The sequence below is a fragment of the Rhodococcus sp. ARP2 genome (genome assembly GCF_001029585.1).
Taxonomy (GTDB): domain Bacteria; phylum Actinomycetota; class Actinomycetes; order Mycobacteriales; family Mycobacteriaceae; genus Rhodococcus_F; species Rhodococcus_F erythropolis.
The window spans coordinates 242,233-265,428 of record NZ_LEKE01000024.1 but is presented as its reverse complement, the minus strand read 5'-3'; the positions used below and the strand labels follow the sequence as shown (position 1 = coordinate 265,428).

At 64.0% G+C, this 23,196-nt stretch carries 20 protein-coding genes; 9 read left to right on the top strand and 11 right to left on the bottom strand.

Translation table 11 applies throughout. The features are described from left to right. Nucleotides 1-69: 69 nt before the first annotated feature. The 3 genes from ABX74_RS05660 to ABX74_RS05650 all read right to left on the bottom strand — a co-directional run bounded on the left by ABX74_RS05660 (nt 70) and on the right by ABX74_RS05650 (nt 2,994). On the bottom strand, nt 70-1,512 hold the full coding sequence (locus ABX74_RS05660) for a sugar porter family MFS transporter (protein WP_020907569.1): 1,443 nt from the start codon (nt 1,510-1,512) through the stop codon (nt 70-72). A gap of 213 nt (nt 1,513-1,725) precedes the next feature. After that, nucleotides 1,726-1,935 carry a hypothetical protein gene (locus ABX74_RS05655; RefSeq protein WP_189637309.1) on the bottom strand — a complete coding sequence of 70 codons (210 nt, stop codon included), beginning with the start codon at nt 1,933-1,935 and terminating at the stop codon, nt 1,726-1,728. A 42-nt stretch (nt 1,936-1,977) separates the two neighbouring features. Beyond that, nucleotides 1,978-2,994: an iron-siderophore ABC transporter substrate-binding protein gene (locus ABX74_RS05650; protein ID WP_020969505.1), complete on the bottom strand. Its 1,017-nt coding sequence runs from the start codon at nt 2,992-2,994 to the stop codon at nt 1,978-1,980. A gap of 124 nt (nt 2,995-3,118) precedes the next feature. Here ABX74_RS05650 and ABX74_RS05645 point away from each other — a divergent pair, with 124 nt between their 5' ends. Next, nucleotides 3,119-3,670, top strand: a complete 552-nt coding sequence (locus tag ABX74_RS05645) for a TetR/AcrR family transcriptional regulator (protein WP_029255269.1) — start codon at nt 3,119-3,121, stop codon at nt 3,668-3,670. Between the two features lie 102 nt (nt 3,671-3,772). After that, nucleotides 3,773-5,344: a GMC oxidoreductase gene (locus ABX74_RS05640; protein ID WP_082148458.1), complete on the top strand. Its 1,572-nt coding sequence runs from the start codon at nt 3,773-3,775 to the stop codon at nt 5,342-5,344. 66 nt (nt 5,345-5,410) lie between these two features. On the opposite strand, the gene ABX74_RS05635 is transcribed toward ABX74_RS05640, so the two are convergent. The 5 genes from ABX74_RS05635 to ABX74_RS05615 all read right to left on the bottom strand — a co-directional run bounded on the left by ABX74_RS05635 (nt 5,411) and on the right by ABX74_RS05615 (nt 12,257). Next, a complete protein-coding gene (locus tag ABX74_RS05635) occupies nt 5,411-7,516 on the bottom strand; it encodes a 3-hydroxyacyl-CoA dehydrogenase NAD-binding domain-containing protein (RefSeq protein ID WP_047888396.1) in 2,106 nt (701 codons plus the stop codon). Next, nucleotides 7,517-8,737 (bottom strand): thiolase family protein, encoded by a 1,221-nt coding sequence (locus ABX74_RS05630; protein WP_003942598.1) that lies wholly within the window; start codon nt 8,735-8,737, stop codon nt 7,517-7,519. A gap of 161 nt (nt 8,738-8,898) precedes the next feature. After that, entirely contained in the window at nt 8,899-10,188 is a 1,290-nt protein-coding gene (locus ABX74_RS05625) for a ribonuclease D (RefSeq protein ID WP_019748264.1), read from the bottom strand. A gap of 11 nt (nt 10,189-10,199) precedes the next feature. After that, nucleotides 10,200-11,606 carry a WS/DGAT/MGAT family O-acyltransferase gene (locus tag ABX74_RS05620; RefSeq protein ID WP_019748265.1) on the bottom strand — a complete coding sequence of 469 codons (1,407 nt, stop codon included), beginning with the start codon at nt 11,604-11,606 and terminating at the stop codon, nt 10,200-10,202. A 60-nt stretch (nt 11,607-11,666) separates the two neighbouring features. Then, the gene (locus tag ABX74_RS05615) at nt 11,667-12,257 is read right to left on the bottom strand and encodes a DUF3000 domain-containing protein (protein WP_019748266.1); all 591 of its coding nucleotides are present in this window, start codon (nt 12,255-12,257) and stop codon (nt 11,667-11,669) included. 168 nt (nt 12,258-12,425) lie between these two features. Between ABX74_RS05615 and hemE the strand changes: the two genes are divergently transcribed. From hemE to ABX74_RS05580, 7 genes are all read left to right on the top strand, one after another. After that, complete coding sequence (hemE, locus tag ABX74_RS05610) at nt 12,426-13,523, top strand: uroporphyrinogen decarboxylase (RefSeq protein ID WP_021334677.1); 1,098 nt, start codon at nt 12,426-12,428, stop codon at nt 13,521-13,523. Then, nucleotides 13,520-14,881 (top strand): protoporphyrinogen oxidase, encoded by a 1,362-nt coding sequence (locus ABX74_RS05605; RefSeq protein ID WP_047888395.1) that lies wholly within the window; start codon nt 13,520-13,522, stop codon nt 14,879-14,881. The genes hemE and ABX74_RS05605 overlap by 4 nt, the downstream gene beginning before the upstream one ends. Nucleotides 14,882-14,885: 4 nt before the next feature. Continuing rightward, the gene (gene hemQ / locus ABX74_RS05600) at nt 14,886-15,581 is read left to right on the top strand and encodes a hydrogen peroxide-dependent heme synthase (RefSeq protein WP_019748269.1); all 696 of its coding nucleotides are present in this window, start codon (nt 14,886-14,888) and stop codon (nt 15,579-15,581) included. 54 nt (nt 15,582-15,635) lie between these two features. Further along, on the top strand, nt 15,636-17,912 hold the full coding sequence (locus tag ABX74_RS05595; protein ID WP_047888394.1) for a molybdopterin guanine dinucleotide-containing S/N-oxide reductase: 2,277 nt from the start codon (nt 15,636-15,638) through the stop codon (nt 17,910-17,912). A gap of 82 nt (nt 17,913-17,994) precedes the next feature. Beyond that, the gene (locus tag ABX74_RS05590; RefSeq protein WP_223257840.1) at nt 17,995-18,468 is read left to right on the top strand and encodes a YbaB/EbfC family nucleoid-associated protein; all 474 of its coding nucleotides are present in this window, start codon (nt 17,995-17,997) and stop codon (nt 18,466-18,468) included. Beyond that, a complete protein-coding gene (locus tag ABX74_RS05585) occupies nt 18,461-18,772 on the top strand; it encodes a hypothetical protein (protein ID WP_029255275.1) in 312 nt (103 codons plus the stop codon). Before ABX74_RS05590 ends, ABX74_RS05585 begins: the two co-directional genes overlap by 8 nt. Continuing rightward, on the top strand, nt 18,772-19,692 hold the full coding sequence (locus tag ABX74_RS05580) for a hypothetical protein (protein WP_019748273.1): 921 nt from the start codon (nt 18,772-18,774) through the stop codon (nt 19,690-19,692). The genes ABX74_RS05585 and ABX74_RS05580 overlap by 1 nt, the downstream gene beginning before the upstream one ends. 152 nt (nt 19,693-19,844) lie before the next feature. Here the strand turns inward: ABX74_RS05580 and msrB are convergent, their stop codons facing one another. Genes msrB through ABX74_RS05565 form a run of 3 tightly spaced genes read right to left on the bottom strand, consistent with a single transcriptional unit; the run spans nt 19,845 to nt 23,183 of the window. Continuing rightward, nucleotides 19,845-20,276, bottom strand: coding sequence for a peptide-methionine (R)-S-oxide reductase MsrB (gene msrB / locus ABX74_RS05575; protein ID WP_003942631.1), 432 nt, complete (start codon nt 20,274-20,276; stop codon nt 19,845-19,847). A gap of 9 nt (nt 20,277-20,285) precedes the next feature. Beyond that, nucleotides 20,286-21,569 carry a glycosyltransferase family 87 protein gene (locus tag ABX74_RS05570; RefSeq protein ID WP_019748274.1) on the bottom strand — a complete coding sequence of 428 codons (1,284 nt, stop codon included), beginning with the start codon at nt 21,567-21,569 and terminating at the stop codon, nt 20,286-20,288. Between the two features lie 60 nt (nt 21,570-21,629). Continuing rightward, nucleotides 21,630-23,183, bottom strand: coding sequence for an alpha/beta fold hydrolase (locus ABX74_RS05565; RefSeq protein WP_047888393.1), 1,554 nt, complete (start codon nt 23,181-23,183; stop codon nt 21,630-21,632). Nucleotides 23,184-23,196: the final 13 nt, after the last annotated feature.

Genomic DNA, 23,196 nt, shown 5'->3' with positions numbered 1-23,196 from the left:
CTCGAAAAGCGGTGGCCCTCGGATCAATCCGAGGGCCACCGCATTTCGGTGTGAAACCGTGAGATCTCGCTACTGGACGGATTCGAGTGTGCTGCCTCGCGTTTCCTTCACGAATCGCAGGACGACGAACAGTGACAACGCTGCCATGACGGCGTAGCCGGCGTAGGTGTACGACAGATTCCAATCGGCCAGTGCCGGGAACGTCCAGGACACCAGGAAGTTCGCGACCCAGTTGGTGGCGGTCGCAATTCCTACTGCTGCAGCACGCACGCGGTTGGGGAACATCTCGGAGATCAACACCCAGACCACCGGGCCCCAGGACAGCGCGAAGAAGAACACGAATGCGTTCGCACCGATAAGTGCGATAGTCGCATTGGCTCCGGTCAGCGTGGCCACAGATTCGCCGATCTCGTTCTTGGTCACTGTTGCCGAATGGAAACAGAATGCCGCGGTGCCCAGTGAGATGGCCATACCGGCGGAACCGACCAACAACAGCGGCTTTCGACCGACCCGGTCGATGACGGCGATGGCGACAAACGTGCCGACGATGTTGACCAAGGCGCTCACGACGCTGATCAGAAGGGAGCGGTCGGCGCCGAATCCCACTGCCTGCCAGAGGGTGCTGGAATAGTAGAAGATCACGTTGATACCGACCAGCTGCTGCAATGCGGCGAGTGCGATGCCGACCCACACCAGGTGGGAGACGCCGAGCCGCTTCGAGAAGAGTTGGCGGACCGTTGTTTTGGCTTGCTTCTCGCTGAGCGAGTCGCGGATCTCGTTCATCCGCTCGGTGACGGCGTCGTGATCGCCGCCTTCCAGGTCGGAGATGATCTTGCGAGCGCGATCGTCCTTGCCCTGCGCTACGAGGAATCGCGGCGACTCGGGAATCGTGGTCGTCATGATCAGATACAGAACCGCGGGAACGGCTTCGAGCATCAACATCCACTGCCAGGCCTCGAGGCCCGCGATCTGATTGCGATCACCGCCGGCCGCGGCCTGGAGTGCGTAGTTGACCAACTGCGACACAGCGATTCCGAGAACGATCGCCAATTGGTACATCGAACCGAGACGGCCGCGAATCGCAGCGGGAGAGATTTCCGCGATATACGCCGGAGCGATGACCGATGCGAAACCGACGGCCAGGCCACCGACCACGCGCCAGAACGTGAGGTCGTAGACGCTGAACGGAACTGCGGAACCGACGGCGCCGATTATGAACAACACCGCGGCTATTTGCATGACGCGGATGCGGCCGAGGCGATCTGCGAGGGTGCCTGCGATCCAGGCGCCGAGTGCTGCGCCGAGCAGAGTCAGTGAGACCGTGAGCCCGGTGCCCGAGGCGCCGATGTCGTACTTGTCTCGGATCGCACCGACTGCCCCGTTGATGACAGCGGTGTCGTATCCGAACAGAAAACCGCCGAGCGCGGCGGCGCCGGCGAAGAGCACTGCATGTCCGACGTCGGCGCGAGTAGCGCCGGATCCACCGCCGGAGGCGGTTCCGCTGAATGCCATTCCTGCCCCCTCAAAGGCCCTACGGTCGACACCCCGATGCGTCGATCCATCCGCGAGCACTCTGCACGCTACGCCCACCGGACGAGATTTGGCGGGGACTCACGCGCCGTTATCCAGCTGAGTCCATTCGCAGGTCGAAACAACCGGACGCAGAGGCAAGGTATTGATTGCAGTGATTATGCAAACAATAATGTCGGTGCAGGTGAGGGCGGTTTACTTACCCGCGAGACTCTCGGCTTTGGCTGCGATGTCCTCGAGATCCTTCGCCATGAATTTCCGGGTCACTCGCGCGCCCAATCGACCGAATACCGCTGTGAAGATCTTCGAGATACGTGAAGTGGATTCGGATTCCCAGGAGAAGTACATCTCGAGGATCGTGCCTGCGGCGTCAGGCTTCAGAGTGAACCCACTCGCGTACTTCATGCCGTGGGAGTTGGCTTTGAGGGTGTCGTGAAAATCCCGTCTCTAGGCGGTCGCGCGCTTTGCGGCTTCACTCAACGTCGGTGTGATCTGGCCGAGGACCCAAGGCGTGCTCAGGACGTTGACGTTGCTCAGTCCGCCGATGACGCGGGTGTCGCTGAGGAATGCGGTGGATCCGCGTTTGACCGCGTCGAGTCCACCGACTGCGGGTATGCCGGACGGATCACCGGAGCCGTCGGTGAAGCCGACGATCACGTCGGCGTCGATGTCGGCGATGTTCTCGTAGGAGATCGTCTTGAAGAACGATCCACCTGCATTGTCCGCGGCGAGCTTCTCTACGCCCGGCGCGTTGACGAATCCGAGTTCCGTCAGCACCTGGACCCGCGGGTCGGTGGGCAGATAGACGTTGATGTTGCTCGAATCGGTGTCGAAGTTGACCACTGCCAATGTCTTTCCGGCGAACTCCGGGTGGGCTGCGGCGGTATCGGCGAGAGTCGCGTCGAGGCCGTCGACGAGCTTCTCGGCCTCTTCGCTCTTGCCGACTGCCTTGCCGACGATGCGGGTCTGGTCCTGCCAGGACGTCTGCCACGCTGCGCCGGGATAAGCGGCCGTCGGTGCGATCTTGCTCAGTTGGTTGTAGACGGATTCCTCGAAGCCCTCGTACGGCGCCAGGATGACGTCGGGGGTCAACGACGCGATGGACTCGATCGGCGGTTCTCCGCTGGCCGGCATGTCGAAGAGCGTTGTCTTGTCCGCGTCGAAGTAGTCCTGGGCCCAGGGCATGACGCCGTTGTCGTCCGCACCGTAGGTGTACTTGGGCTGTCCGACCGGAGTCAGATCGAGTGCGTACAGGATGTCCTGCGCGTTCCATCCGAGGGTGACGAGGCGCTCGGGCTTCGAGTCGATGGTCGTGGTGCCGAAGGTGTTCTCGATGCTGACGGGGAATCCGTCCGTACCTTGGGATGTCGTGGATGTGCCTGAATCCGAGGAGCACGAGACAAGTGCGGTGACCGCGATTGCAGCCGCACCGAGGGCAGTGAAGCCCCGAACAGAAGTTTTCATGAAGGGCAGCCTAACCTACTGAATTTCGGCAGCCAAACGAAACCGATTGTGCCGTTTATGCAGGTGGGAGTCGGATCTGGACCGCGTTTCTCAGGGCGCCGTTTCGGTGGGCGATACTTTCCTCGTGCGATCACAGCAGAAGATTCTCGGCGCCGCCCTCGGACTGATCGAAGGTGGCGGATTCGAGGCTGTGAACATTGCCGCAGTTGCCACCGCGGCCGGTGTCTCGCGCCAGACGGTGTACTCGATTTTCGGTACACGTGAAGAGGTCGTCTCCCAGGCGATGGGCGGTCTCGCTGTCGAGGTTCTCGGGGAGATCACGGCACAGGTGGAGTCGGTCGACACGGCGTGCGACTATGTCGTCGAATTCATCGTTGCCGCGCGAACTGCCGTGCGTGCTCACCCGGTGCTCGCGACTCTGCTCCTCGCCGAGCGGGGAAACCCTGTCTTCGATCTCGAAATGATGAGTCGAGCAATACCTTTCGCTGGTCAGATGCTCGCCCCTATGGTCGAACGTGGCCTCGCCACGGAGGCGGAGTTGGATGAGATAGTGGAAATTGCCGTGCGACTGGGGCTTTCGGTTGTTGCATTCGACAGTGACCTGGTCCATTCCGATGACTCCTTGCGGGCCTTTCTCTCGAGGTGGCTCGGGCCCGCAATCCGGTCGACCTCGTAGTTCCTCGCCTGCTCCGCCAAAACCTTGACACTCGAGCGTCAGAGTGTCTAGTTTTGGCGTGCCCGGAATTCTCTGGCGACATTCTTCGAAGGAGCACCAGTCATGTCCGGAGTGAAACGTAGATCGTTCTTGGCCGGTACGGCCGCCGTGGGAGTCGCGATGATGGCGCCACGCACTGCCAAGGCTGCAATAGGGATTCCGCTGACACGTGAAGTGCACCGTGTCGTGGTTATCGGTTCGGGGTTCGGCGGAGGGGTGACGGCACTTCGCTTGGCCGAGGCCGGGGTTCCGGTCACCCTGCTGGAGAGAGGGATTCGGTGGCAGGCCGGGCCGAATGCCGAAACTTTTCCGCATCCCGCCAGTCCGGACAAGCGTATCCTCTGGCATCAGTCCAACCCGACTCTGTTCGGCAGGCCGGCGATCTTCGAGCCGTACGCGGGTTTGTTGGAGACGGTGACCGGTGAGAACATGACCGCGATCTGCGCAGCCGGGGTGGGCGGCGGATCGCTTGTGTACCAAGGGATGACGCTGCAACCGGAAGAAGCGGTCTTCAACACGCACTTTCCGGAGGAGCTCGATTACGCACGAATGGACCGCGTCCATTACCCGCGGGTGGCGCGGATGTTGCAAGTGGAAACTGCACCCGACGAACTGATTTCCAGCCCGAACTACGAGGCGGCACGTGTATTCGCGCGTAACGCAACGCGTTCCGGTCTACCCGTGTCGAAGATTCCGATGCCGATCGACTGGAACTACGCGTTGGCCGAACTGAGGGGTGAGATGAAGCCGTCGTACACCAACGGTGACGGCGCGCTCGGTGTCAACAACGGGGGCAAGCATTCGGTGGATGTCACCTACATTGCGGCAGCGGAAGCGACCGGATTGGTGAATGTGGAGACTCTGCACCAGGTCACCGATGTCGAGCGGGCGGCCGACGGACGGTGGCGTGTGTACGTGGACCGGACCGACATTTCCGGCAAGATTCTCGAGAACAAGATTTTGACGACGGATGCGCTCGTGATGGCTGCCGGCAGCATGAACACCACCAAACTCCTGGTCCGCGCCGCAGCAACGGGGCGGATCACGGATTTGCCCGACGAACTCGGCGCGGGATGGGGGACCAATGCCGACCGGATCTACATCTGGTCGGATCTCGCGGAGAATTTCGGTGCGACACAGGGCGGGCCGGTCGTCTACGGCAGCCGGAACTGGGACGACCCGCATAACGCGTTCACCGTCATTCAGGCGTCGTTCCCGCCGGTGGCGTTCGACGCTCACAGCACGGTGATGGTCGGATTCGGGGTCAGCAGCGACCGAGGTCGGTTCGTGTACGACTCAGCGCGAGGCGAGGCGGTGCTCCGTTGGCCGAGGGATGGCGACTCTGCGATCCAGCAAGGCCACATCGGACCTGCGGCCCAGCGGATCGCGGCAGGAGGACTGCTCACCGACACCAACGCGTTACTGCCGTCCACCTGGCATCCCCTTGGCGGTGCCTGCATGAACTCGGTGTGCGATCTTGATGGTCGGGTTCTGGGCCAGCGGGGGTTGTACGTGCTCGACGGCGCTCTGTTGCCGGGGAACTCCGCTGCGTGCAATCCGTCGATGACTATCGCCGCCGTCGCGGAGCGTGCGCTCGAGAACATCGTGAAAGACGATGTGGGAACCCTATTCTGAACCTGCGCAAACGCCACGGACGGCGTACCCGAAGGCACGCCGTCCGTGACGGGTCGATCGACTGACTCAGACGCTGGCAACACCAGGCGCGAGGAAGCGCTTGCCGTTGACAGCCTCGGAGGTACCGGTCCGGTCCAGGTACGGCGTGATGCCGCCGTTCCAGAATCCGAACCCGCCGCCGAGCAGCAGGCAGAGGTCGATGTCCTCGGCTGCCGCTACGACGCCCTCGTCGAGCATGATCTGAATTTCTTCGGCAAACGCACGACGTGTGCGCTCGAGGACCTCTTCCGAAGTGGACACCTTGTCACCCTGCGGCCACAGTGCGGCAACCTCGGGATCGACGGCCTGACCGTTCTCGCCCCAGGTCCACACGCCGGGCTTGCGAGCCTCGACGAGTGCTTCGAGTCCAGGTGAGCTCTTGAACCGGTCCGGGTACGACTCCTGCAGGGTCTCACCGGTGTGCAGAGCCACTGCGGGTCCGACGAGGGCCAGCAAGGTGAACGGCGACATGGGCATGCCGAGTTCGGCGATGGCGTTGTCCGCGACGTCAAAGGGGGTGCCTTCGTCGACGGCGGACATGACCTCACCCAAGGTGCGGGTGACGAGGCGGTTGAAGACGAAGCCGGCCTTGTCGCCGCACAGGACAGCAGACTTCTTCAGTGACTTCGCGGTGGCGAAAGCCGTTGCGAGCGTAGCGTCGTCGGTCTTGCTGCCCTTGATGATCTCGAGGAGTGGGAGAACGGCAACCGGGTTGAAGAAGTGGAAGCCCACCACGCGCTCGGGATGCTTCAGCTCGGACGCCATCTCCGTGATGGAGAGCGACGAGGTGTTGGTCGCGAGGATGGTTTCGGGAGCGATGAACTGCTCGAGTTCCGCGAAGACCTTCTTCTTGACGTCCATGTTCTCGAAGACGGCTTCGATGACGAAGTCGGTCTTGGCGAACGCGGCCTTGTCGAGGGAACCGGAGACGAGCGCCTTGAGGCGGTTCGCAGCGTCGGGGGACAGGCGCCCCTTGCCCTGGAGCTTCTCGATTTCGGTGTGGACGTAACCGACACCCTTGTCGATGCGCTCTTGGTCGATGTCGGTCAGGATGACCGGCACCTTGAGTTGGCGGACGAAGAGCAGCGCGAGCTGGCTGGCCATGAGACCGGCACCGACGATGCCGACGCCGCTGACCTTGCGGGCGAGCGAGCGGTCGGGTGCTCCGGCGGGGCGCTTGGCGCGCTTGTTCACCAGATCGAAGGCGTACAGACCTGCACGGAGTTCGTCGGTCAGGAGGAGGTCGGCAAGAGCCTCGTCCTCGGCCGCGAAGCCCTTGTCGAGCGAAGCGGCATCGGTGATGTCGGTACTGCGAGCCAGTTCGAGCAGCTCGACGGCCTTGACGGCGCCGGGAGCGTTGCCCTTGGTCTTGCCGTCGACGATCGCCTTCGCACGAGCGATCGCGTCGTCCCAGCCCTGGCCACGATCGATCTCGGGGCGAGCGGGGGTCACTGTGCCGGCGAGGACCTGCGACGCCCAGGCGAGGGACTGCTCGATGAAGTCGGCAGAATCGAGAACGACGTCGACGACGCCGAGTTCGAGTGCCTTCTTGGGGGAGAGAACCTTGTTCTGGTTCAGCGAGTTCTCGATCACCACGGTGACGGCGTTCGACGGGCCGACGAGGTTGGGGAGCAACTGCGTTCCGCCCCAACCGGGGACCAGACCGAGGAATGCTTCCGGAAGACCCAGTGCGCCCGCATTGGCGGCAACCGTGCGGTAGTGGCTGTGCAGGCCGACCTCGAGGCCGCCGCCCAGAGCGACACCGTTGATGAAGGCGAACGTGGGAACGGACGACTCACGCAGGCGTCGGAACACCTTGTGACCCAAGCGGCCCAGCTCGAGTCCCTGCTCGCGAGAGGTGATCGCGGGAACACCCTTGAGGTCCGCGCCGGCGGCGAAGATGAACGGCTTGCCGGTGACGGCGATGGCAACCGGGTTGGCTGCGAAGGCTTCGTCGAGGGCGGCGTCGAATGCTGCGAGTCCGCCGGGACCGAAGGACGACGGCTTGGTGTGGTCGAAGCCGTTGTCGAGGGTGATCAGTGCAAACGGGCCCTCGATGCCGGGGACCGAGATGATCTTCGTGTAGGCGTTCGTCACGACCTCGTCGGCGAATGCTGTTGCAATATCAGACATTTAGTTAACCCCTGCCTGGTAGTCAGCGTGGTTCGGGTTCTCCCAGATGACGGTGCCGCCCATGCCGAGTCCGATGCACATGGTGGTCAAGCCGTAGCGCACGTCGGGACGCGTCGCGAACTGGCGGGAGAGCTGCGTCATCAGGCGAACGCCCGAGGAAGCGAGGGGGTGGCCACACGCGATGGCGCCGCCCCACTGGTTGACGCGCGGGTCGTCGTCGGCGATTCCGTAGTGCTCGAGGAACGCGAGGACCTGAACGGCGAACGCCTCGTTGATCTCGAAGAGTCCGATGTCCTCGATCTTCAGGCCGGTGCGTGCCAGGAGCTTCTCGGTGGCGGGAACCGGGCCGATGCCCATGACGGCGGGGTCGACGCCCTGGTAGGCGAAGCCCACCATGCGCATGCCGACCGGCAGGCCGAGCTCGGCTGCGGTGTCCTCACCGGCGAGCAGTGCTGCGGTGGCGCCGTCGTTGAGTCCGGCGGCGTTACCGGCGGTGATTCGTCCGGCCGGGCGGAACGGCGTCTTGAGCTTCGCGAGATCTTCGACGGTGGTTCCGGGGCGCGGCGGCTCGTCTTCGGTGGCCAGACCCCAGCCCGCGGAACTGCGGGTGGCGACGGGGACCAGGGTGTCGGCGATGAAGCCGGCCTTCTTGGCAGCGTCGTACTTGTTCTGGCTGTTGACGGCGTAGGCGTCCGTGCGGTCCTTGGTGATGGTCGGGAACCGGTCGTGCAGGTTCTCGGCGGTGTTACCCATCACGAGGGCGCTCGGGTCGACCAGGCGGTCGGCGAGGAAGCGCGGGTTGGGGTCTGCGCCCTCACCCATCGGGTGGTGGCCCATGTGCTCGACGCCACCGGCGATCACGACGTCGTACTGGCCGAAGCCGATGCCCGACGCGGTGGTGGTGACGGCGGTCATCGCGCCGGCACACATGCGGTCGATGGCGAATCCTGGAACGGTTTCGGGGAGACCGGCGAGGATCGCAGCGGTGCGGCCGATGGTCAGGCCCTGGTCACCGGTCTGCGTGGTGGCTGCGACAGCCACTTCGTCGATCCGTGCGGGATCGAGCTGCGGGTTACGGCGAAGCAGCTCACGAATCGCCTTGACGACGAGATCGTCTGCGCGCGTGTCGGCGTACATGCCTTTCGGGCCGGCCTTGCCGAACGGGGTGCGAATGCCGTCGACGAAGACGACGTTGCGTTGGTTGTTTGTGGATGGAGCCACGCGAATTCCTCCTGATGGAGCTGCCCACCACTCCGAAGTGCGGTGAGACGTTGGTTCGGCGATCACGGCCAGGCGTCCGGCCTCGTATCGAGCGTACTACTGCCCATTACTGACCGGTAACTTAACGTGCCGAATTGCTCCAACCTCACACCGGGGTCAGGTCAGGATTCAGGCTCTTCTACTTCGGGCTCGGCCGGGACCACGGAGTTCAGTGCCTCGGCGAGGACGGGAACCGTCAAAGTGCGTTGCCAGCCACGTGCGCCACCGGAAGTGAGCTTGGTCTCGATTGCGCTCTCGACTTCGGTGATGTCGGAGTCGGGTTCCAACTTCCAGTCCCAGCACAGGCGCCTGACCAGGTCGGGTTGGAGCAGATTCTCCACGGGCACCGACACTTCCTTGCTCAGGTCCGACAGTGCGGCCCGAGCCGCCGTCAGTCGATCGGCCGCCGCCGGGTCCTGGCGAGCCCACCGGCCGGCGGCAGGGGGTCCGACGATCGGCGGGGTCTTCGGCGGAAGCTCGCTGTCCGGGAGCCTGCGCGCAGCTTCCAGCGCGTCCATCCACACACGCGAATACCGGCGTTGACGTGGTCCGCCGAACACGGGAAGCGAACGGAGCGCATCCAGCGACTGAGGATCTTTGAGAGCGGCGTCGATGATGGCGGAGTCAGGGAGAACCCGGCTCGGCGACACGTCGCGCTTGCGCGCGAGATCCTCACGCGCCTGCCACAGCGCCCGTACTGCCGCCAACTGCCGAGTGGTCTTGAGCGAGGTGATGTGCGATGTACGACGCCAACGGTCGGGCTTGGGCTTGGGCGGGCCGGCCAGACGGATGTACTCGAACTCCTCCTTCGCCCACTCGAGCTTGCCCTGGGATTCGAGTTCAGCTTCCATGGCGTCGCGCAGTTCGAGAAGCACTTCGACGTCGAGGGCGGCGTAGTTCAACCAGGCGTCCGGCAGCGGACGTGTCGACCAGTCCGCGGCCCCGTGACCCTTGCGAAGTTCCACCCGCAGGGTTCGTTCCACTATCGCGGCGAGTCCGACTCGTTCGAACCCGGCCAGTCGACCGGCCAGTTCGGTGTCGAACAGCTCGGCCGGTGTCAGGCCCAGTTCGGCGAGACCGGGGAGATCCTGATCGGCCGAGTGCAGCACCCATTGCAACGGGTTGATCGCCTCGGCCAACGGCTGCAGGTCCTGCGCTGTCGGGATCGGGTCGAGCAGGAACGATCCCGCTCCTTCGCGTCGGAGCTGGATCAGGTACGCCCGTGCCGAATAACGGAATCCGGATGCCCGCTCGGCGTCCACGGCGAGCGGGCCGTGGCCGGAGGCCAGCGCGGCCGCGGCGTCGGCGACACCGGCGGCAGTGGTGATGACGTCCGGAACTCCGTCACGCGGAACGAGCAGCGGAACTACGTCGGAGGTGGGCTCGGTTGCATCATCGGTGACTTCGGACATGGTCACTGACTCTACGTCGCAGTCGGGGCCGGGGTTGTCACCTCAGCGTCGAACAGTTCGTCGAGTGCGGCTCCGAAACCTTGCGCGAGCTGGTCCAATTCGGGTGCCAGATCGGAGCAACTGACGATGCCGACGTCGAGTTTTCCGTCGAGTGACATCACCGTCACGTTGAGTCCTGCCCCGTGAAAGATCGGGCCGAGCGGGAACATTCCCTTGATCTGGGCGCCGAGGAAGTAGAGCGGGACCGGCGGCCCGGGCACGTTCGAGACGACCAGGTTGGACACGACCGGGTGACGCTCGGCGAGTTTGAGCGACGAGTACACCCGCATGGCGGCGCCGAACACCGCTGGTGATGCGAACTGGGACCAGTCCTGGAGCATGTTCGCACCCAGAGCCTCGTTGTGGTTCTTCGAGGTGGCGTTGTAATCGCTGATCGCGTGCAGACGCTCGACCGGATCGCCGATCTGGGTGCCCAGCTGCGTGAACATGCCCGAGATCTGGTTTGTGCCCGGCCGATCGGATTTACCGTGGACCGATACGGGGACCATCGCGACGAGTGAGTCCTCCGGCAGTTCGTCGCGGTCCTCGAGGTAGGTCCGCAAAGCACCCGCGCACAGCGCGAGAACCACATCGTTGACCTTCACGCCGTGACGGTCTTTGACGGCTTTGACCTTCGCGAGATCGAGCTGGCTGAAGGCGACGTTGCGGTGACCGGTGATAGCGCCGTTGAACGAGGTCCGCGGCGCGGTGAACGGAGCAGGCATCGCTTCACCCTTGCGTGCACGCGTCACCCACTTGGGGAGCATCGCGATTCCGCCGGGGACCAGACGGGCAATTCTTGCGGGTCGGGCGATGACGGCCATGAGTCCGCCGATCGCGATGTCCAGCGTTCCCGCGTCGCCCGCACCCTGTGCGGTGGGATCCACGAGCGCCGGTGAATCCGGTTCGAGACTGCACAGCTGAGCGAGGATGTTCGCGCCGGTGACGCCGTCGGCAGCGCTGTGATGAATCTTCGACATGACGGCGATCTGTCCGTCGGCAAGTCCCTCGATGACCCACATCTCCCATAGTGGGCGGGAACGATCCAGCGGTTGGCTCGCGATGTGTCCGGCGAGTTCTGCCAGTTCCGCGTGTGTGCCCGGAGCAGGTACCGCGGTCCGGTGGCAGTGCCGCTCGATGTCGAAATCGTGATCGTCGACCCACACGGGGTAGTCGAGATTGAGGCGGGAATCTTTGAGTTTGCGCCGGAAGGTCGGCATCGTGGCCATCCGCGAGTCCAACTCGCGAAGCAGCTTCCGGTAGTCGTAACCGCCCGGAATGGTCGAGGGGTCGAGCAGTACGAGTCCACAAACGTGCAATAGCTGGGTCGGTGTTTCCAAGTAGAGGAAGGTCGCGTCGAGTCCGCTGAGACGTTGCATGACTCATTTTAGAACAGGTTCTAGTATTTTTCCGGGGGAATGCGTAAACGAGTAGTGGAGTTAGTCGCCCTGCCGCGACAGCGTGGTTATCCCGGCAGGCGGAAGTCCTGCCGCGTACGCGAGAACTTCACAGAAAGCCTCGACATGGTGAGCCAATTCCGATGACGTTGCAGTCCAGGATGCACGTAACTCGAGTTGGTGGGCTCGCGGCGGGCCCGCGATGTCGCCGTATCGCACGGAAGTTGTGGCTGTGACCGTACCGCCCAGGGCCACAAAAGGTTCCGGTCCGGCTTCGAGTGCGTCCACCAGCCAACTCCAGGCTACTTCGGGAAGTAGTGGATCCGCGGCGACGGCTTCGTCGAGGTCGGCCTGTATGTAGGCCACCAACCGCATGGTGCCGTTCCACGCCTCGTCGCCGTCCGGATCGAACAACAGGATCAGGCGGCCGAAAGCGTCGCCTTCGGACTGCTCGGCCACGACGTCGGAGTCCGGGTGCAGAACCTCGGCTCCCACTGCGTGGCTGTACGGAGCGAGACGCTGCGGCGGACGGATGGGACCGACCTCTATCTCGGGCCGAACCCGCGCAGCGGTCATCGCCTCCACGGCGGCACGGAACTCGGCCGGGTCGGCTGTCGATCCGGATGTCGTCACAGGTCAGGACGTTAGTCGGGGATAAGGGCGGGTAGGTGGAGGCGCGCCGACCGAGTGTGGTTCGGGTGTGTGGCCGCTCACGAACCGCTCGGGTGTCCGATCCCGAGTGTGGGACATGGCAGCATTGAGTCGATCGAAGACACACGTTGGCGGAGAGCGCGAGGACTGATGAGCGGGTTGGACAACATGAATTCAGGCATGACCGGGTCGGCGGAATACAGCGCTCGGCGAGTTTTGCCCGACGCACCGTTGCTCGCCGCGGCGACCGGACGCACTCCGAGTCGACGGCCGGTGTGGTTCATGCGCCAGGCCGGACGTTCGTTGCCGGAGTATCGCGAGATCCGCGCGGGGATCGGCATGTTGGAGTCGTGTTTCGATCCGGCGCTGGTCTGTGAGATCACGATGCAGCCGGTGCGCCGTCACGATGTGGACGCGGCAATCCTGTTCTCGGACATCGTTGTTCCGCTCAAGGCTGCGGGAATCGATCTCGACATCGTTGCCGGCGTCGGACCGGTGGTTGCCAATCCGATTCGCTCCATCGCCGACGTCGCAGCCCTCCCGCGGTTGGTCCCCGAAGAGGTCGGGGCAATCGCGCAGGCCGTTCGACTTCTCACCACCGAGTTGGGCTCGACTCCGCTGATCGGCTTTGCCGGAGCACCGTTCACCTTGGCGTCGTATCTGGTCGAGGGTGGTCCGAGCCGGAACCACGAGAAGACCAAGGCGCTCATGCACTCCGATCCGAAGACCTGGCACGCGTTGCTCGGAAGCCTGGCAGACACCACGATCTGCTTCCTGCAGACGCAGCTCAAGGCGGGTGTCGACGCGGTTCAGCTGTTCGACTCGTGGGCCGGCGCGCTCTCGCTGGCCGATTACCGGGAATTTGTTCTCCCGCATTCCGAACGGGTGTTTGCCGAGGTTGCCGCTGCCGGCGTTCCGCGTATCCACTTCGGTGTCGGAACCGGTGAACTTCTCGGCGCGATGGGGGAGGCAGGTGCCGACGTCGTGGGTGTCGACTGGCGGATTCCGCTCGACGTCGCGGCCGGTCGTGTCGGTCCGGGCAAGGCGCTGCAAGGCAATCTCGATCCCGCTGTACTGTTCGCGGGCCCCGAGGTGATCGATCGTGAGGTGCGCCGGATCGCCGCTGAAGGTGACCGCGCGATCGAAGCCGGTGCCATCGGCCACATCTTCAACCTCGGCCATGGAGTTCTTCCCGACACCGATCCCACGGCGATCACCTCGGCGGTGGAGCTGGTGCACTCGCTGTGACAACCACTCGGCCGTCGGTCGCGGTGATCGGAGGCGGAATCTCCGGTCTGGTTGCCGCGTACCGGCTTCGGCGCAGTCTGGGCTCCGTTGCCGACATCACGGTCGTCGACGACTCTCCGCGACTGGGCGGGAAGCTGCGAACGATTGATCTTGGCGGTGGCCCGATCGACATCGGCGCCGAGGCGTTCATCGCCCGTCGGCCCGAAGTCCCTGCGCTTCTCGCCGAGCTGGGACTGACCGATCAGATCGTTTACCCAGCGGGGTTGAGCCCGTTGATCTGGTCCCAGGGCTCACTGAATCGACTTCCTGCCGGAACCCTGATGGGAATCCCGGCATCGTCCGAGTCGGTGAGAGATCTAGTCGACGAGCAGACACTGTCGCGCATAGCTGCCGAACCAGGCGTTCCGTTCGAGTGGACCCGCGGTTCCGATTGCAGTGTTGCCGAACTGGTTTCAGGGCGATTCGGTGATCAGGTGGTCAGCCGATCGGTGGATCCCCTTCTCGGCGGGGTGTACTCGGGCCTGGCGGAGACCATCGGAGTGCGTGCAGCTTTGCCGACACTCGCTGCGGCGCTCGATGCGGGCGCTCAGAGCCTCACGGATGCAGTTGCAGCCGCAGTGCCGACACCTGCACCCGGACCAGTGTTCGGAGCGCTCAGGGACGGTTACGGCATCTTGCTCGATGCCCTGCGGCAGGCCGCCGACGCGACGTTCGTCCGCGGCGAGGCTTCCGAGTTACGCAGGGACGGGAGAGGTTGGAACGTCGATCCGCTCGGCAGCGTCGACGCGGTGATTCTGGCTGTTCCGGCGCCGCGCGCAGCGGTGCTGTTGGCCGGCGTCGATGCGGATATTGCGCGTATCGCGTCGCGGATCGAACTGGCGTCGTCCGCGGTGGTGGCGCTCCGCTTGCCCGGTCAGGTCGACCTTCCGCAGAATTCGGGGATCCTGGTTGCCACCGACGCCGACCTGACCGCCAAGGCGTTCACGCTGTCGAGCCGAAAGTGGACGCACCTCGCTGATCGCGGCGAGCATCTCGTTCGGGTGTCGTTCGGTCGATTCGGCGCATCGGAGATCGTTGACCGGCCGGATGGTGAACTGATCGAACTTGCGCGCACCGATCTCGAGACCGTGACCGGAATCACCGAGGAGCCAGGAGCGAGCTTCGTACAGCGGTGGCACGGCGGTCTTCCCCAGTACTCCCCAGGTCACACGGAAATCGTGGCTGAAATCGAGTCCGGGATGACGCAGTTCGACGGCCTCGAAGTGGCCGGGTCGTGGCTGCACGGCGTCGGGGTTCCGGCGTGTGTCGCAGTCGGCACGACGGCGGCTACACGGATATTCGAGCGAGTGGCACGATAGACCCATGGCACGCCTTGATTTCGACAAACTGAACTCTGAAATCCGTTACCTCATGTTCTCCGTGTTCCAGGTGGAACCCGGTGTGCTGGGCGATGATCGGGAAGCTGCGGTCAAGGACGCCCGCTTGTTCTTCGAGGGTCTCGAAGACAAGGGCGTCGTGGTTCGCGGCATCTACGACGTCGCCGGCTTGCGCGCCGACGCGGACTTCATGATCTGGACCCACGCGGCCAGCATCGAGGAACTTCAGGCCGCGTACGCGGATTTCCGCCGCACCACCGTCCTCGGACAGGCCAGTGCTCCCATCTGGAGCAACTCGGCGGTGCACCGCCCCGCGGAGTTCAACAAGAGCCACGTGCCCTCGTTCATCGCGGGTGAGGATCCGGGCGACTACATCTGCGTTTACCCGTTCGTCCGCTCGTACGAGTGGTACCTGCTCCCCGACGAGGAGCGTCGCAAGATGCTCGCCGATCACGGTATGGCTGCTCGTTCGTACAAGGACGTTCGCGCCAACACGGTCCCGGCCTTCGCTCTGGGGGACTACGAGTGGATTCTCGCGTTCGAAGCGCCTGAGCTCATCCGTATCGTCGATCTGATGCGCGATCTGCGTGCCACCGAAGCTCGCTTGCACGTTCGCGAAGAGGTGCCGTTCTTCACCGGGCCGCGCGTGGACATCGAGAAGCTGGTCCTTTCCCTACCCTGATCTACTTCGAAAGTAGTTTCTGTGACAACTGCACCGAACCGGCGTCGTCAACACATGTCCCATTGGGGAATGTTCACCGCCGAATCGGTCGCCGGCGAGGTGACCGCCGTGCATCCGTACGAGGGTGATTCGAATCCCTCGCCGATGCTCGGGAACCTCGCCGGTTCGGTGCGCAGTCGGGCTCGCGTTTCGGGCCCGGCGGTACGCCGCGGTTGGCTCGAGAACGGGCCTGCTCCCAGCGACCGACGTGGAGCGGACGAGTTCGTCTCGGTCTCGTGGGACGAACTGACCGAACTCCTCTCCCGCGAGTTGCGTCGCGTGGTCGACACGCACGGGAACAACGCGATCTTCGGTGGCTCGTACGGCTGGGCCAGCGCCGGTCGATTCCATCACGCGCAGAGCCAAGTTCACCGATTTCTGAATCAGCTGGGTGGATACACCAAGTCGGTCCACAGCTACTCGCTCGGTGCCACCGGTGTCATCATGCCGCGTGTGGTCGGAACTCACTGGAAGTTGTTCGCGCGCTCCACGTCGTGGGACGTCATCGCCAAGCACTCCGATCTTCTCGTCTCGTTCGGGGGAGTACCGATCAAGAACACCGGCGTCAATGCCGGTGGTACGAGCGATCATCCGACGAGCGGGGCGCTCGACGCATTTCGTGCCCGCGGCGGAAAGATCGTCTCCTTCAGTCCGTTGCGCGACGACGTCGATGGCGACTGCGAGTGGATCGCACCCATTCCGGGAACCGACGTGGCAATCATGCTTGCCCTGGCGTTTGTCCTGGCGTCGGAGGACCTGCACGATCGCGATTTCCTGAACCGCTTCTGCGTCGGCTACGAACGCTTCGAGGATTACCTGCTCGGACGTGCCGACGGTGTACCGAAGGATCCGCGCTGGGCGCAGAAGATCTCCGGGGTGCCGGCGGAGTTCATCACCGACCTGGCTCGGAGAATGGCGTCCGGCCGGACGCTGGTGACCGTCACGTGGTCGTTGCAACGCATCAAACACGGTGAACAGGCACCGTGGATGGGCGTGACACTCGCCGCGATGCTCGGCCAATTCGGGCTTGCGGGTGGCGGTTTCGGCCACGGCTACGGTTCGATGAACGAGCCGGGTCTGGCTCCGGTGCCGTATCCGTTGCCGACCTTCTCACAAGGTGTGAATCCGGTGCCCGATTTCATTCCGGTGGCCGCGATCTCCGATCTCTTGCTCTCGCCCGGCGAGGAGTTCGACTACGACGGCAGGCGCCTGACCTATCCGGATATTCGGTTGGTCTACTGGGCCGGTGGCAATCCGTTTCACCACCACCAGGATCTCCCGAGGCTGCGACGGGCATTTGCGCGTCCGGACACGATCGTCGTTCACGATCCCTACTGGACGCCGATGGCCCGCAATGCCGACATCGTTGTCCCGTCGACAACGTCGCTCGAACGAAATGACCTGAGCTGCACACGAAATGATCCACTTCTGGTCGCGATGCAGCAAGTAGTTCCACCTTTCGCGAACTCGCGAGACGACTACGACACGTTTGCCGCTCTGGCTTCTGCGCTCGGATTCGGGGAGCAGTTCACCGAGGGGAGATCCTCACAGGAGTGGATCGAGCATCTCTACGGTCAATGGCGGCCGTTCGTCGATGCAGACGGCGGCAACACACCGACGTTCGAGGATTTCTGGTCGGACGGGCACTACCGGATGCGAACCGAAGACAACCTCGTGCTCTTCGGTGACTTCCGCGAGGACCCCGAGAAGTATCCGCTCTCGACTCCGAGTGGGAAGATCGAGATCTTCTCCGAGACCATCGAGTCTTTCGGCTACGACGACTGCGCCGGCCATCCGCGCTGGTACGAGCCCGACGAGTGGCTGGGTGGACCACGGGCCACGCAATTCCCGCTTCACTTGATCGCCAACCAGCCCAAGACGCGGCTGCACAGCCAACTCGATCACGGCGCTGCGAGCCAGGCATCGAAGATTCAGGGACGCGAGCCGATTCGTATGCACCCCGATGCAGCGGCCCAGCGCGGCGTGTCGGCTGGGGACGTGGTGCGCGTATTCAACGATCGCGGGGCGTGCCTGGCTGGTGTGATCGTCGATTCGGATTTGCGGAGCGACGTCGTCCAGTTGTCGACCGGGGCGTGGTACGACCCGCTCGATCCTGCCGAGCCCGATTCGCTGTGTGTTCACGGAAATCCCAACGTTCTTACGCCGGACGTCGGCACGTCTTCGCTTTCGCACGGGTGCACCGGCCAGCACGTTCTGGTGCAGATCGAGAAATTCGAAGGGGTTCTGCCGCCGGTCAAGGCGTTCGATCCGCCCGTGCTTCGTTCGCGCTGACGGAACCGATCGGCCACCTCCCGCGTCGAACCTCGTGAGCGCCTGAATCAGGTGTCACGATCTATCGAAGGTGGGGGCCATCGTGAGTGGGGCGGATGTTGGTTCGATGAGGGGACAGGTCGAAGTTCTTCGGGCTCAGATCGATTCGATGCAGGTTGATCTGTTGGAGCGAACGCGATCGCTGGCGGATATGCAGGAGAAGATCGCACGAGCGACGGCGAGCGCGCGCTCGAGTGATGGCAGTGTGGAAGTCGTCGTAGACGCTTCGGGGGCGACCGTGGGAGTCACCCTCTCCGGGAGCGCTTACGGCAAGCATTCGCCGGTAGCGTTGGGAAATCTGATCCTGGCCACGGCCACATCTGCGGCGGAGGACATGCGCCGACAGATTGCCGAGATGTCGAGGCCGTTCACCGAAGCGGCCAGGATCGATTTGCCCGACCTCGTTCCCGGTGTGCTCGGATTGCGTGAGATTCTCGCGCCTCGTCCGGCGTCGGTGCCGGTCGGCGGCGACGAGCACTGGGACCGCACCGTTCTGAGGAGCTCCGGCAATGTCTGAACTGGACGTGGACGTGGCCGCGATGGGAAGTGCTGCACCAGCATTCGAGGTGGTCGCTGCCGATCTCGACGAGGCACGGAGTGCTCTGGAAACAGTGGCCGGCGCCGAAGAGGGGTGCTGGGGCGCTGACCAGTTCGGAACCGCATTCTCGGACGCGTATGTTCCCGGTGCGGAGTCAGCAGTCGGCGGGATGACACTGGTCGCGGGCGCGCTCCGCGAATTGACTGCCACGCTGATCGAGATCGCCGATCGTTTCGAATCGATCGACACCTCGCTTGCCGACGACATGGCGGGTGGGCTCTGATGGGACTCGAGATTCCAGGCTGGTTACAGGCGGTTGCGTCGGTTGCGGTGGGCAGTGACTGGCCGCAAGGAGACGAAACGGCACTGTGGAGGTTGGGTGATGCCTGGTCAGGCGCGGCTGATCGGATCGAGGCTTCGGCCGCTGCCGGTGGTTACGGATTGCAAACAGTACTGGCATCGATCGACGGTCGAGCCGGCGACTCGTTGTCTCGGTATTGGTCGGAGGCCGGGGGAGTTGCGGAGGTCTTCGAGCGGTTGTCCTCTGCCGCGGCCGAACTGGGTCAGTCATGCACCGATACCGGCACGGACATCGAGTACACCAAACTGTCGATCCTCGCGGCGCTGGGCGCACTGGCGCTCGAGATTGCCGCCATGGTGGCGGCCGCTGTCCCGACACTGGGTGCGAGTACCGCCGGAATCGTGGCGGCGGAGGTGGCAACAACACTCACGGTCCGAATGCTGTTGCAGCAATTGTTGATACGAGTGATCGAGGCTGCAGCAGTGGAAGCTGCCGCTGCCGTCTTCTCCGGCCTCGCCATTCAACTCGGGCAGATGACGATGGATCATCGCCAGTCGATCGACGGTGGCAAGGTCGTGACCGAGGGGCGCGACGGTTTCATCAAGGGACTTGCGAACGGAGGGTTGAAGACGACGCCGGATCGTGTCGGCCCCGACCCGAACCCGCTCCCGACCGGTTCGAGATTGCAGCAGATCGCGCGGGGGGCTTTCGACGATGCGGTATCGGGAGCGTCCGCTGCGATCGTGACGAAGGAAGTCACGGGCGGCGATGCCTCGTTGACGGACATCACGTCCGGCGCGATCGGTGGTGGGATCGGGTCAGTCAAGGACGGTCTTGTCGCTCGAAACGAGGACCTGAACGCGGCTGGTCTGAGCCCGACTGCGCTGAACTGGGACTTCTGAGTTGAAGTCTCGAATCGTGGGCTACCAGTGACACGGGGTAGCCCACGACCTGGCTACTGAGCGACACGGGGTAGCCCACGACCTGGCTACTGAGCGACACGGGGTAGCCCACGACCTGGCTACTGAGCGACACGGGGCAGCCCACGACCTGGCTACTGAGCGGGCTTGAGAACCAGCGAGATCGAGTTGATGCAGTACCGCTGATCGGTCGGCGTCGGGTATCCCTCGCCCTCGAAGACGTGACCGAGGTGGCTGTGGCACTTCTTGCAGATGACCTCGACACGGCGCATCCCGAGTGAGCTGTCTTCCTTCAGGATCACGGCATCCGAATCCGCCGGATCGAAGAAGGACGGCCACCCGCAGTGCGATTCGAACTTCTCGGTGCTGCGGAACAGTTCGGCTCCGCACGCACGGCAGGAGTAAACGCCTTCCGTGGTGGTGTCGGTGTACTCGCCGACGAAGGGGCGTTCGGTGCCGGCTTGGCGCAGGACGGCGAACTCCTCCGGCGTCAGCTTTTCGCGCCACTCGCTCTCGGTGTACGTGACCTCAGGTGTGCTGTCGATGCCATCGTGTGAAGAACTCATGCCTCCACGCTAATGCTTTGTCGCCGTTTCGGCTTCGTCGGCAGGTGAGACGGTATCGAGTGGGGGATCGAGGAGGTAGGCGGGATCGATTCCGCGATCCAAGCGGCCCTCGCGACGCGCGACCAGATACCGGTATCCGAGGACACAGAAGATCACGATCAGCAGAAGGCTCCAGCCGAGGGTGCTCTTGGTGTATTCGGCTGCCCGGCCGAAGGTCGGCCAGCGGTTCGACCACCAGCTGTCGAACGTCATGAAGCCGTAGACGGCGAGCCACGCCGGCCAGTTCCGCATGACCGAGTTCTTGAGCACCACGGACATCAACAGCGGCAACAGCATCATCGAGTAGTACATCTGGCCGAGCGATGGCAGCAGGAACGACGCGGTCATGATCACACCGGTCGCGGTGGTGAGGAAGAAGAGTTCGTCGTTGCGGTAATAGCGGTACAGAAGCCACAGAGAGACGACGACCATGGCGGCCAACACGACGCGCAACAGCAGGATCAACCATTCGGGCAGACCGAAGTAAGCGCCGTTTCCGACAATCGAACTGTTGAAGTAGTCACGAGATTCGAGCAGGTACGGCACGGTGCGGCGGACGAAGTCCATCGGATCCGACGCAAGCGGCCATGCCACGACCGTGAGAATGAACGGGATGCCCAGGGCGGTGACGAGCACCTTCCACTGACCGCGAACGAGCGGCAGCAGGAGCAGTGGCGCGAGAGTGGGTTTCACTGCGATGGTGAGACCGATCGCGGCGCCGGCCCACAGATCCTTCTTGCGCATCAGCAGCAGGAGGAAGGCAACTTCGCCGAGTAGTACGAGGCCGTTGATGTTGGTGAACACCAACGTGTTGGTGACCGTCTCCGACATGAAAGCGCCGAGCACCAGAATCGGCGCCGCGATGGAACTGATCGTCAGGTCGAACAAGCGCAACAGCAGGTAGAGAGCCACGAGAATGGCGACGGCATTGACACCGATGAACAGCCACCGCGAGCGCTCGGGATCGAGGATCGCCAGGGGTGCCATCAACAAGGAACCCGATGGTGGGTACAGATAATGGGGGTCTACGGAGTTGAAATCTGCGGTGTAGACGTCGCGCCCGTTCCAGAACGCCAGCGCGGCGTTGTAGACCGGTCGGAAGTCATCGGTGATGGCGCCGTTGACTGCTGTGACGATGACACGATTGAGTACGGTCATCACGGCGATCGGCCACAAAACGAAGTTGACGACTTGTTGGGTTGTCCGCCCGGTACGCGGCTCGAGCTGTCGAAGGAACACTTCGGCACGGTACACCGGAGCAGGGTGTGATCGGGGGATGCACCCCTTTTCGGTCGTGGTGGACAAGCGCCCGAGTCAGGCCGGGCACACGCTTCCGTTGCTGGGCAGGGAGGCATCGGTGAGGTATGCCCTCATCGCCTGCTGCGCGCAGGTGGATTGTGCCGCGGGGTGACCTGCACCCTGCCAGTCCAGGGTTGCGAAGCGCGACCCCGCGTTGGTCACGACGCCGGTGACGGTCGAGAGTCCGGAGTTCCCGACGGCCGGGTCGCCCTGACCGCTCAGCACGAGGACGGCGGGCTTCAACTGATTCGGCAGGGGAGAGTTGGCGGTCGACGGCCAGCTGGCGCACGCGAGCAAACCGAGCGCGGCTTCTCGACCGAATACCGGATAGTTGGTGCCCCAGGTGTCCGCCAGTTCGCGGACGCGCCCGATCCCCGGCCACTGCATGCCGTCGGTGCATCGTCCGATGAACTGGCCGTCACCGTCCACCTCGTTCTCTGCCCGGGCGGCGCGCTCTCGAATCGGCGAAGCGTTGCCGGTACCGAGCGCGGACAGAGCGTCTGAGAGCGAGCGGGTCTCTTGCTCACGGTTGGTTCCGGCAGTCCACAGGCTCGCCGAAATCGCGTTCGACACCGCAGCGGCGGACAGCGGCTGGAATTCATCGGCCCGAGCGCGCTCCATCAGGTCCGTGACCGCTTTCTTCGGATCAGGTCCGAGAGAGCACCCCAGCGCCACACATCGCTGAGCGAATGCGGTCAACGCCGCTTCCTCGCCCTGCACGCGGCTCTCCGCCTCGGTGGCAGCGTCGGTGGCCACCGGAGCGGGAGAATCGAGGATCAACCTCGCGAGGTTGTCGGGGTGGGCTGCCGCGTAGCTCAGCGCGATGTCCGAGCCGGACCCTGCCGACCACAGAGCGATGGCCTCGACGCCCCACCGCGTACGTAGAGCGTCGATGTCCTCGGCCGCGGAGTCCGCGCCGAACTTCAGTTCTTGAGGATCGAGATAGTCGGTACAGGCGATGGTTGCATCGTGACCGAGAGCGGCGACCGCGTCGGCGGCGTCGCCGGTGGAGTCCGCGTCGAACTGGCCCAGATCGTGAAGGCCGCGCCGAATCTCCGGCGTCATGCAGTCGATTGCGGTGGACCTGTCGATTCCGCGTCGATCCAGGGCAACGACGGGGTGGTCCGCGAGCACCGTCGTCAAGCCGGACGTAGCGAGCATGGCCAGAGAGTTTCCCGACGAACGGTCGGTGCCGGACGTGAACACGATCGGATACGCGTTGGCAGGCGTCGAGGATGTCCGAGCGCGGGTCAAGCCGGCAGTGAAGTTGCCGTCGATGGCGCCGGTCACGTCGATGGGGGCACTGAATTCCGCGCATTCGAGGATGACGCCGGCGCTCGACGCTGCGAGAGCCTGGTCGGCGAGTGACGTGCCGGTGCAGTCTCGCCACGGTATGTCGTCGGTCGGGACGCCGGGGTCGACCGGCGGCGCATCGGGTGACGGTCCCTCGCTCTGGGCAGGGCTGCCGTCGGTGCGGCCTTCGACCGCGACGGCGGGCCGAAGCGACGGCCCGGCGCCGCACGCACAACACGTCGCGAGGACGACGGCCATCAAAGCAACTCTGCGCATGCCGACCAGAGTG

Excerpts from the sequence above, each read along its gene's own strand:
- ABX74_RS05660 (WP_020907569.1), bottom strand. The coding sequence starts at position 1,512 with ATGGCATTCAGCGGAACCGCCTCCGGCGGTGGATCCGGCGCTACTCGC.
- ABX74_RS05655 (WP_189637309.1), bottom strand. The coding sequence starts at position 1,935 with ATGAAGTACGCGAGTGGGTTCACTCTGAAGCCTGACGCCGCAGGCACG.
- ABX74_RS05650 (WP_020969505.1), bottom strand. The coding sequence starts at position 2,994 with ATGAAAACTTCTGTTCGGGGCTTCACTGCCCTCGGTGCGGCTGCAATC.
- ABX74_RS05640 (WP_082148458.1), top strand. The coding sequence starts at position 3,773 with ATGTCCGGAGTGAAACGTAGATCGTTCTTGGCCGGTACGGCCGCCGTG.
- ABX74_RS05635 (WP_047888396.1), bottom strand. The coding sequence starts at position 7,516 with ATGTCTGATATTGCAACAGCATTCGCCGACGAGGTCGTGACGAACGCC.
- ABX74_RS05625 (WP_019748264.1), bottom strand. The coding sequence starts at position 10,188 with ATGTCCGAAGTCACCGATGATGCAACCGAGCCCACCTCCGACGTAGTT.
- ABX74_RS05620 (WP_019748265.1), bottom strand. The coding sequence starts at position 11,606 with ATGCAACGTCTCAGCGGACTCGACGCGACCTTCCTCTACTTGGAAACA.
- hemE (WP_021334677.1), top strand. The coding sequence starts at position 12,426 with ATGAGCGGGTTGGACAACATGAATTCAGGCATGACCGGGTCGGCGGAA.
- hemQ (WP_019748269.1), top strand. The coding sequence starts at position 14,886 with ATGGCACGCCTTGATTTCGACAAACTGAACTCTGAAATCCGTTACCTC.
- ABX74_RS05595 (WP_047888394.1), top strand. The coding sequence starts at position 15,636 with ATGTCCCATTGGGGAATGTTCACCGCCGAATCGGTCGCCGGCGAGGTG.
- ABX74_RS05585 (WP_029255275.1), top strand. The coding sequence starts at position 18,461 with ATGTCTGAACTGGACGTGGACGTGGCCGCGATGGGAAGTGCTGCACCA.
- ABX74_RS05580 (WP_019748273.1), top strand. The coding sequence starts at position 18,772 with ATGGGACTCGAGATTCCAGGCTGGTTACAGGCGGTTGCGTCGGTTGCG.
- msrB (WP_003942631.1), bottom strand. The coding sequence starts at position 20,276 with ATGAGTTCTTCACACGATGGCATCGACAGCACACCTGAGGTCACGTAC.
- ABX74_RS05565 (WP_047888393.1), bottom strand. The coding sequence starts at position 23,183 with ATGCGCAGAGTTGCTTTGATGGCCGTCGTCCTCGCGACGTGTTGTGCG.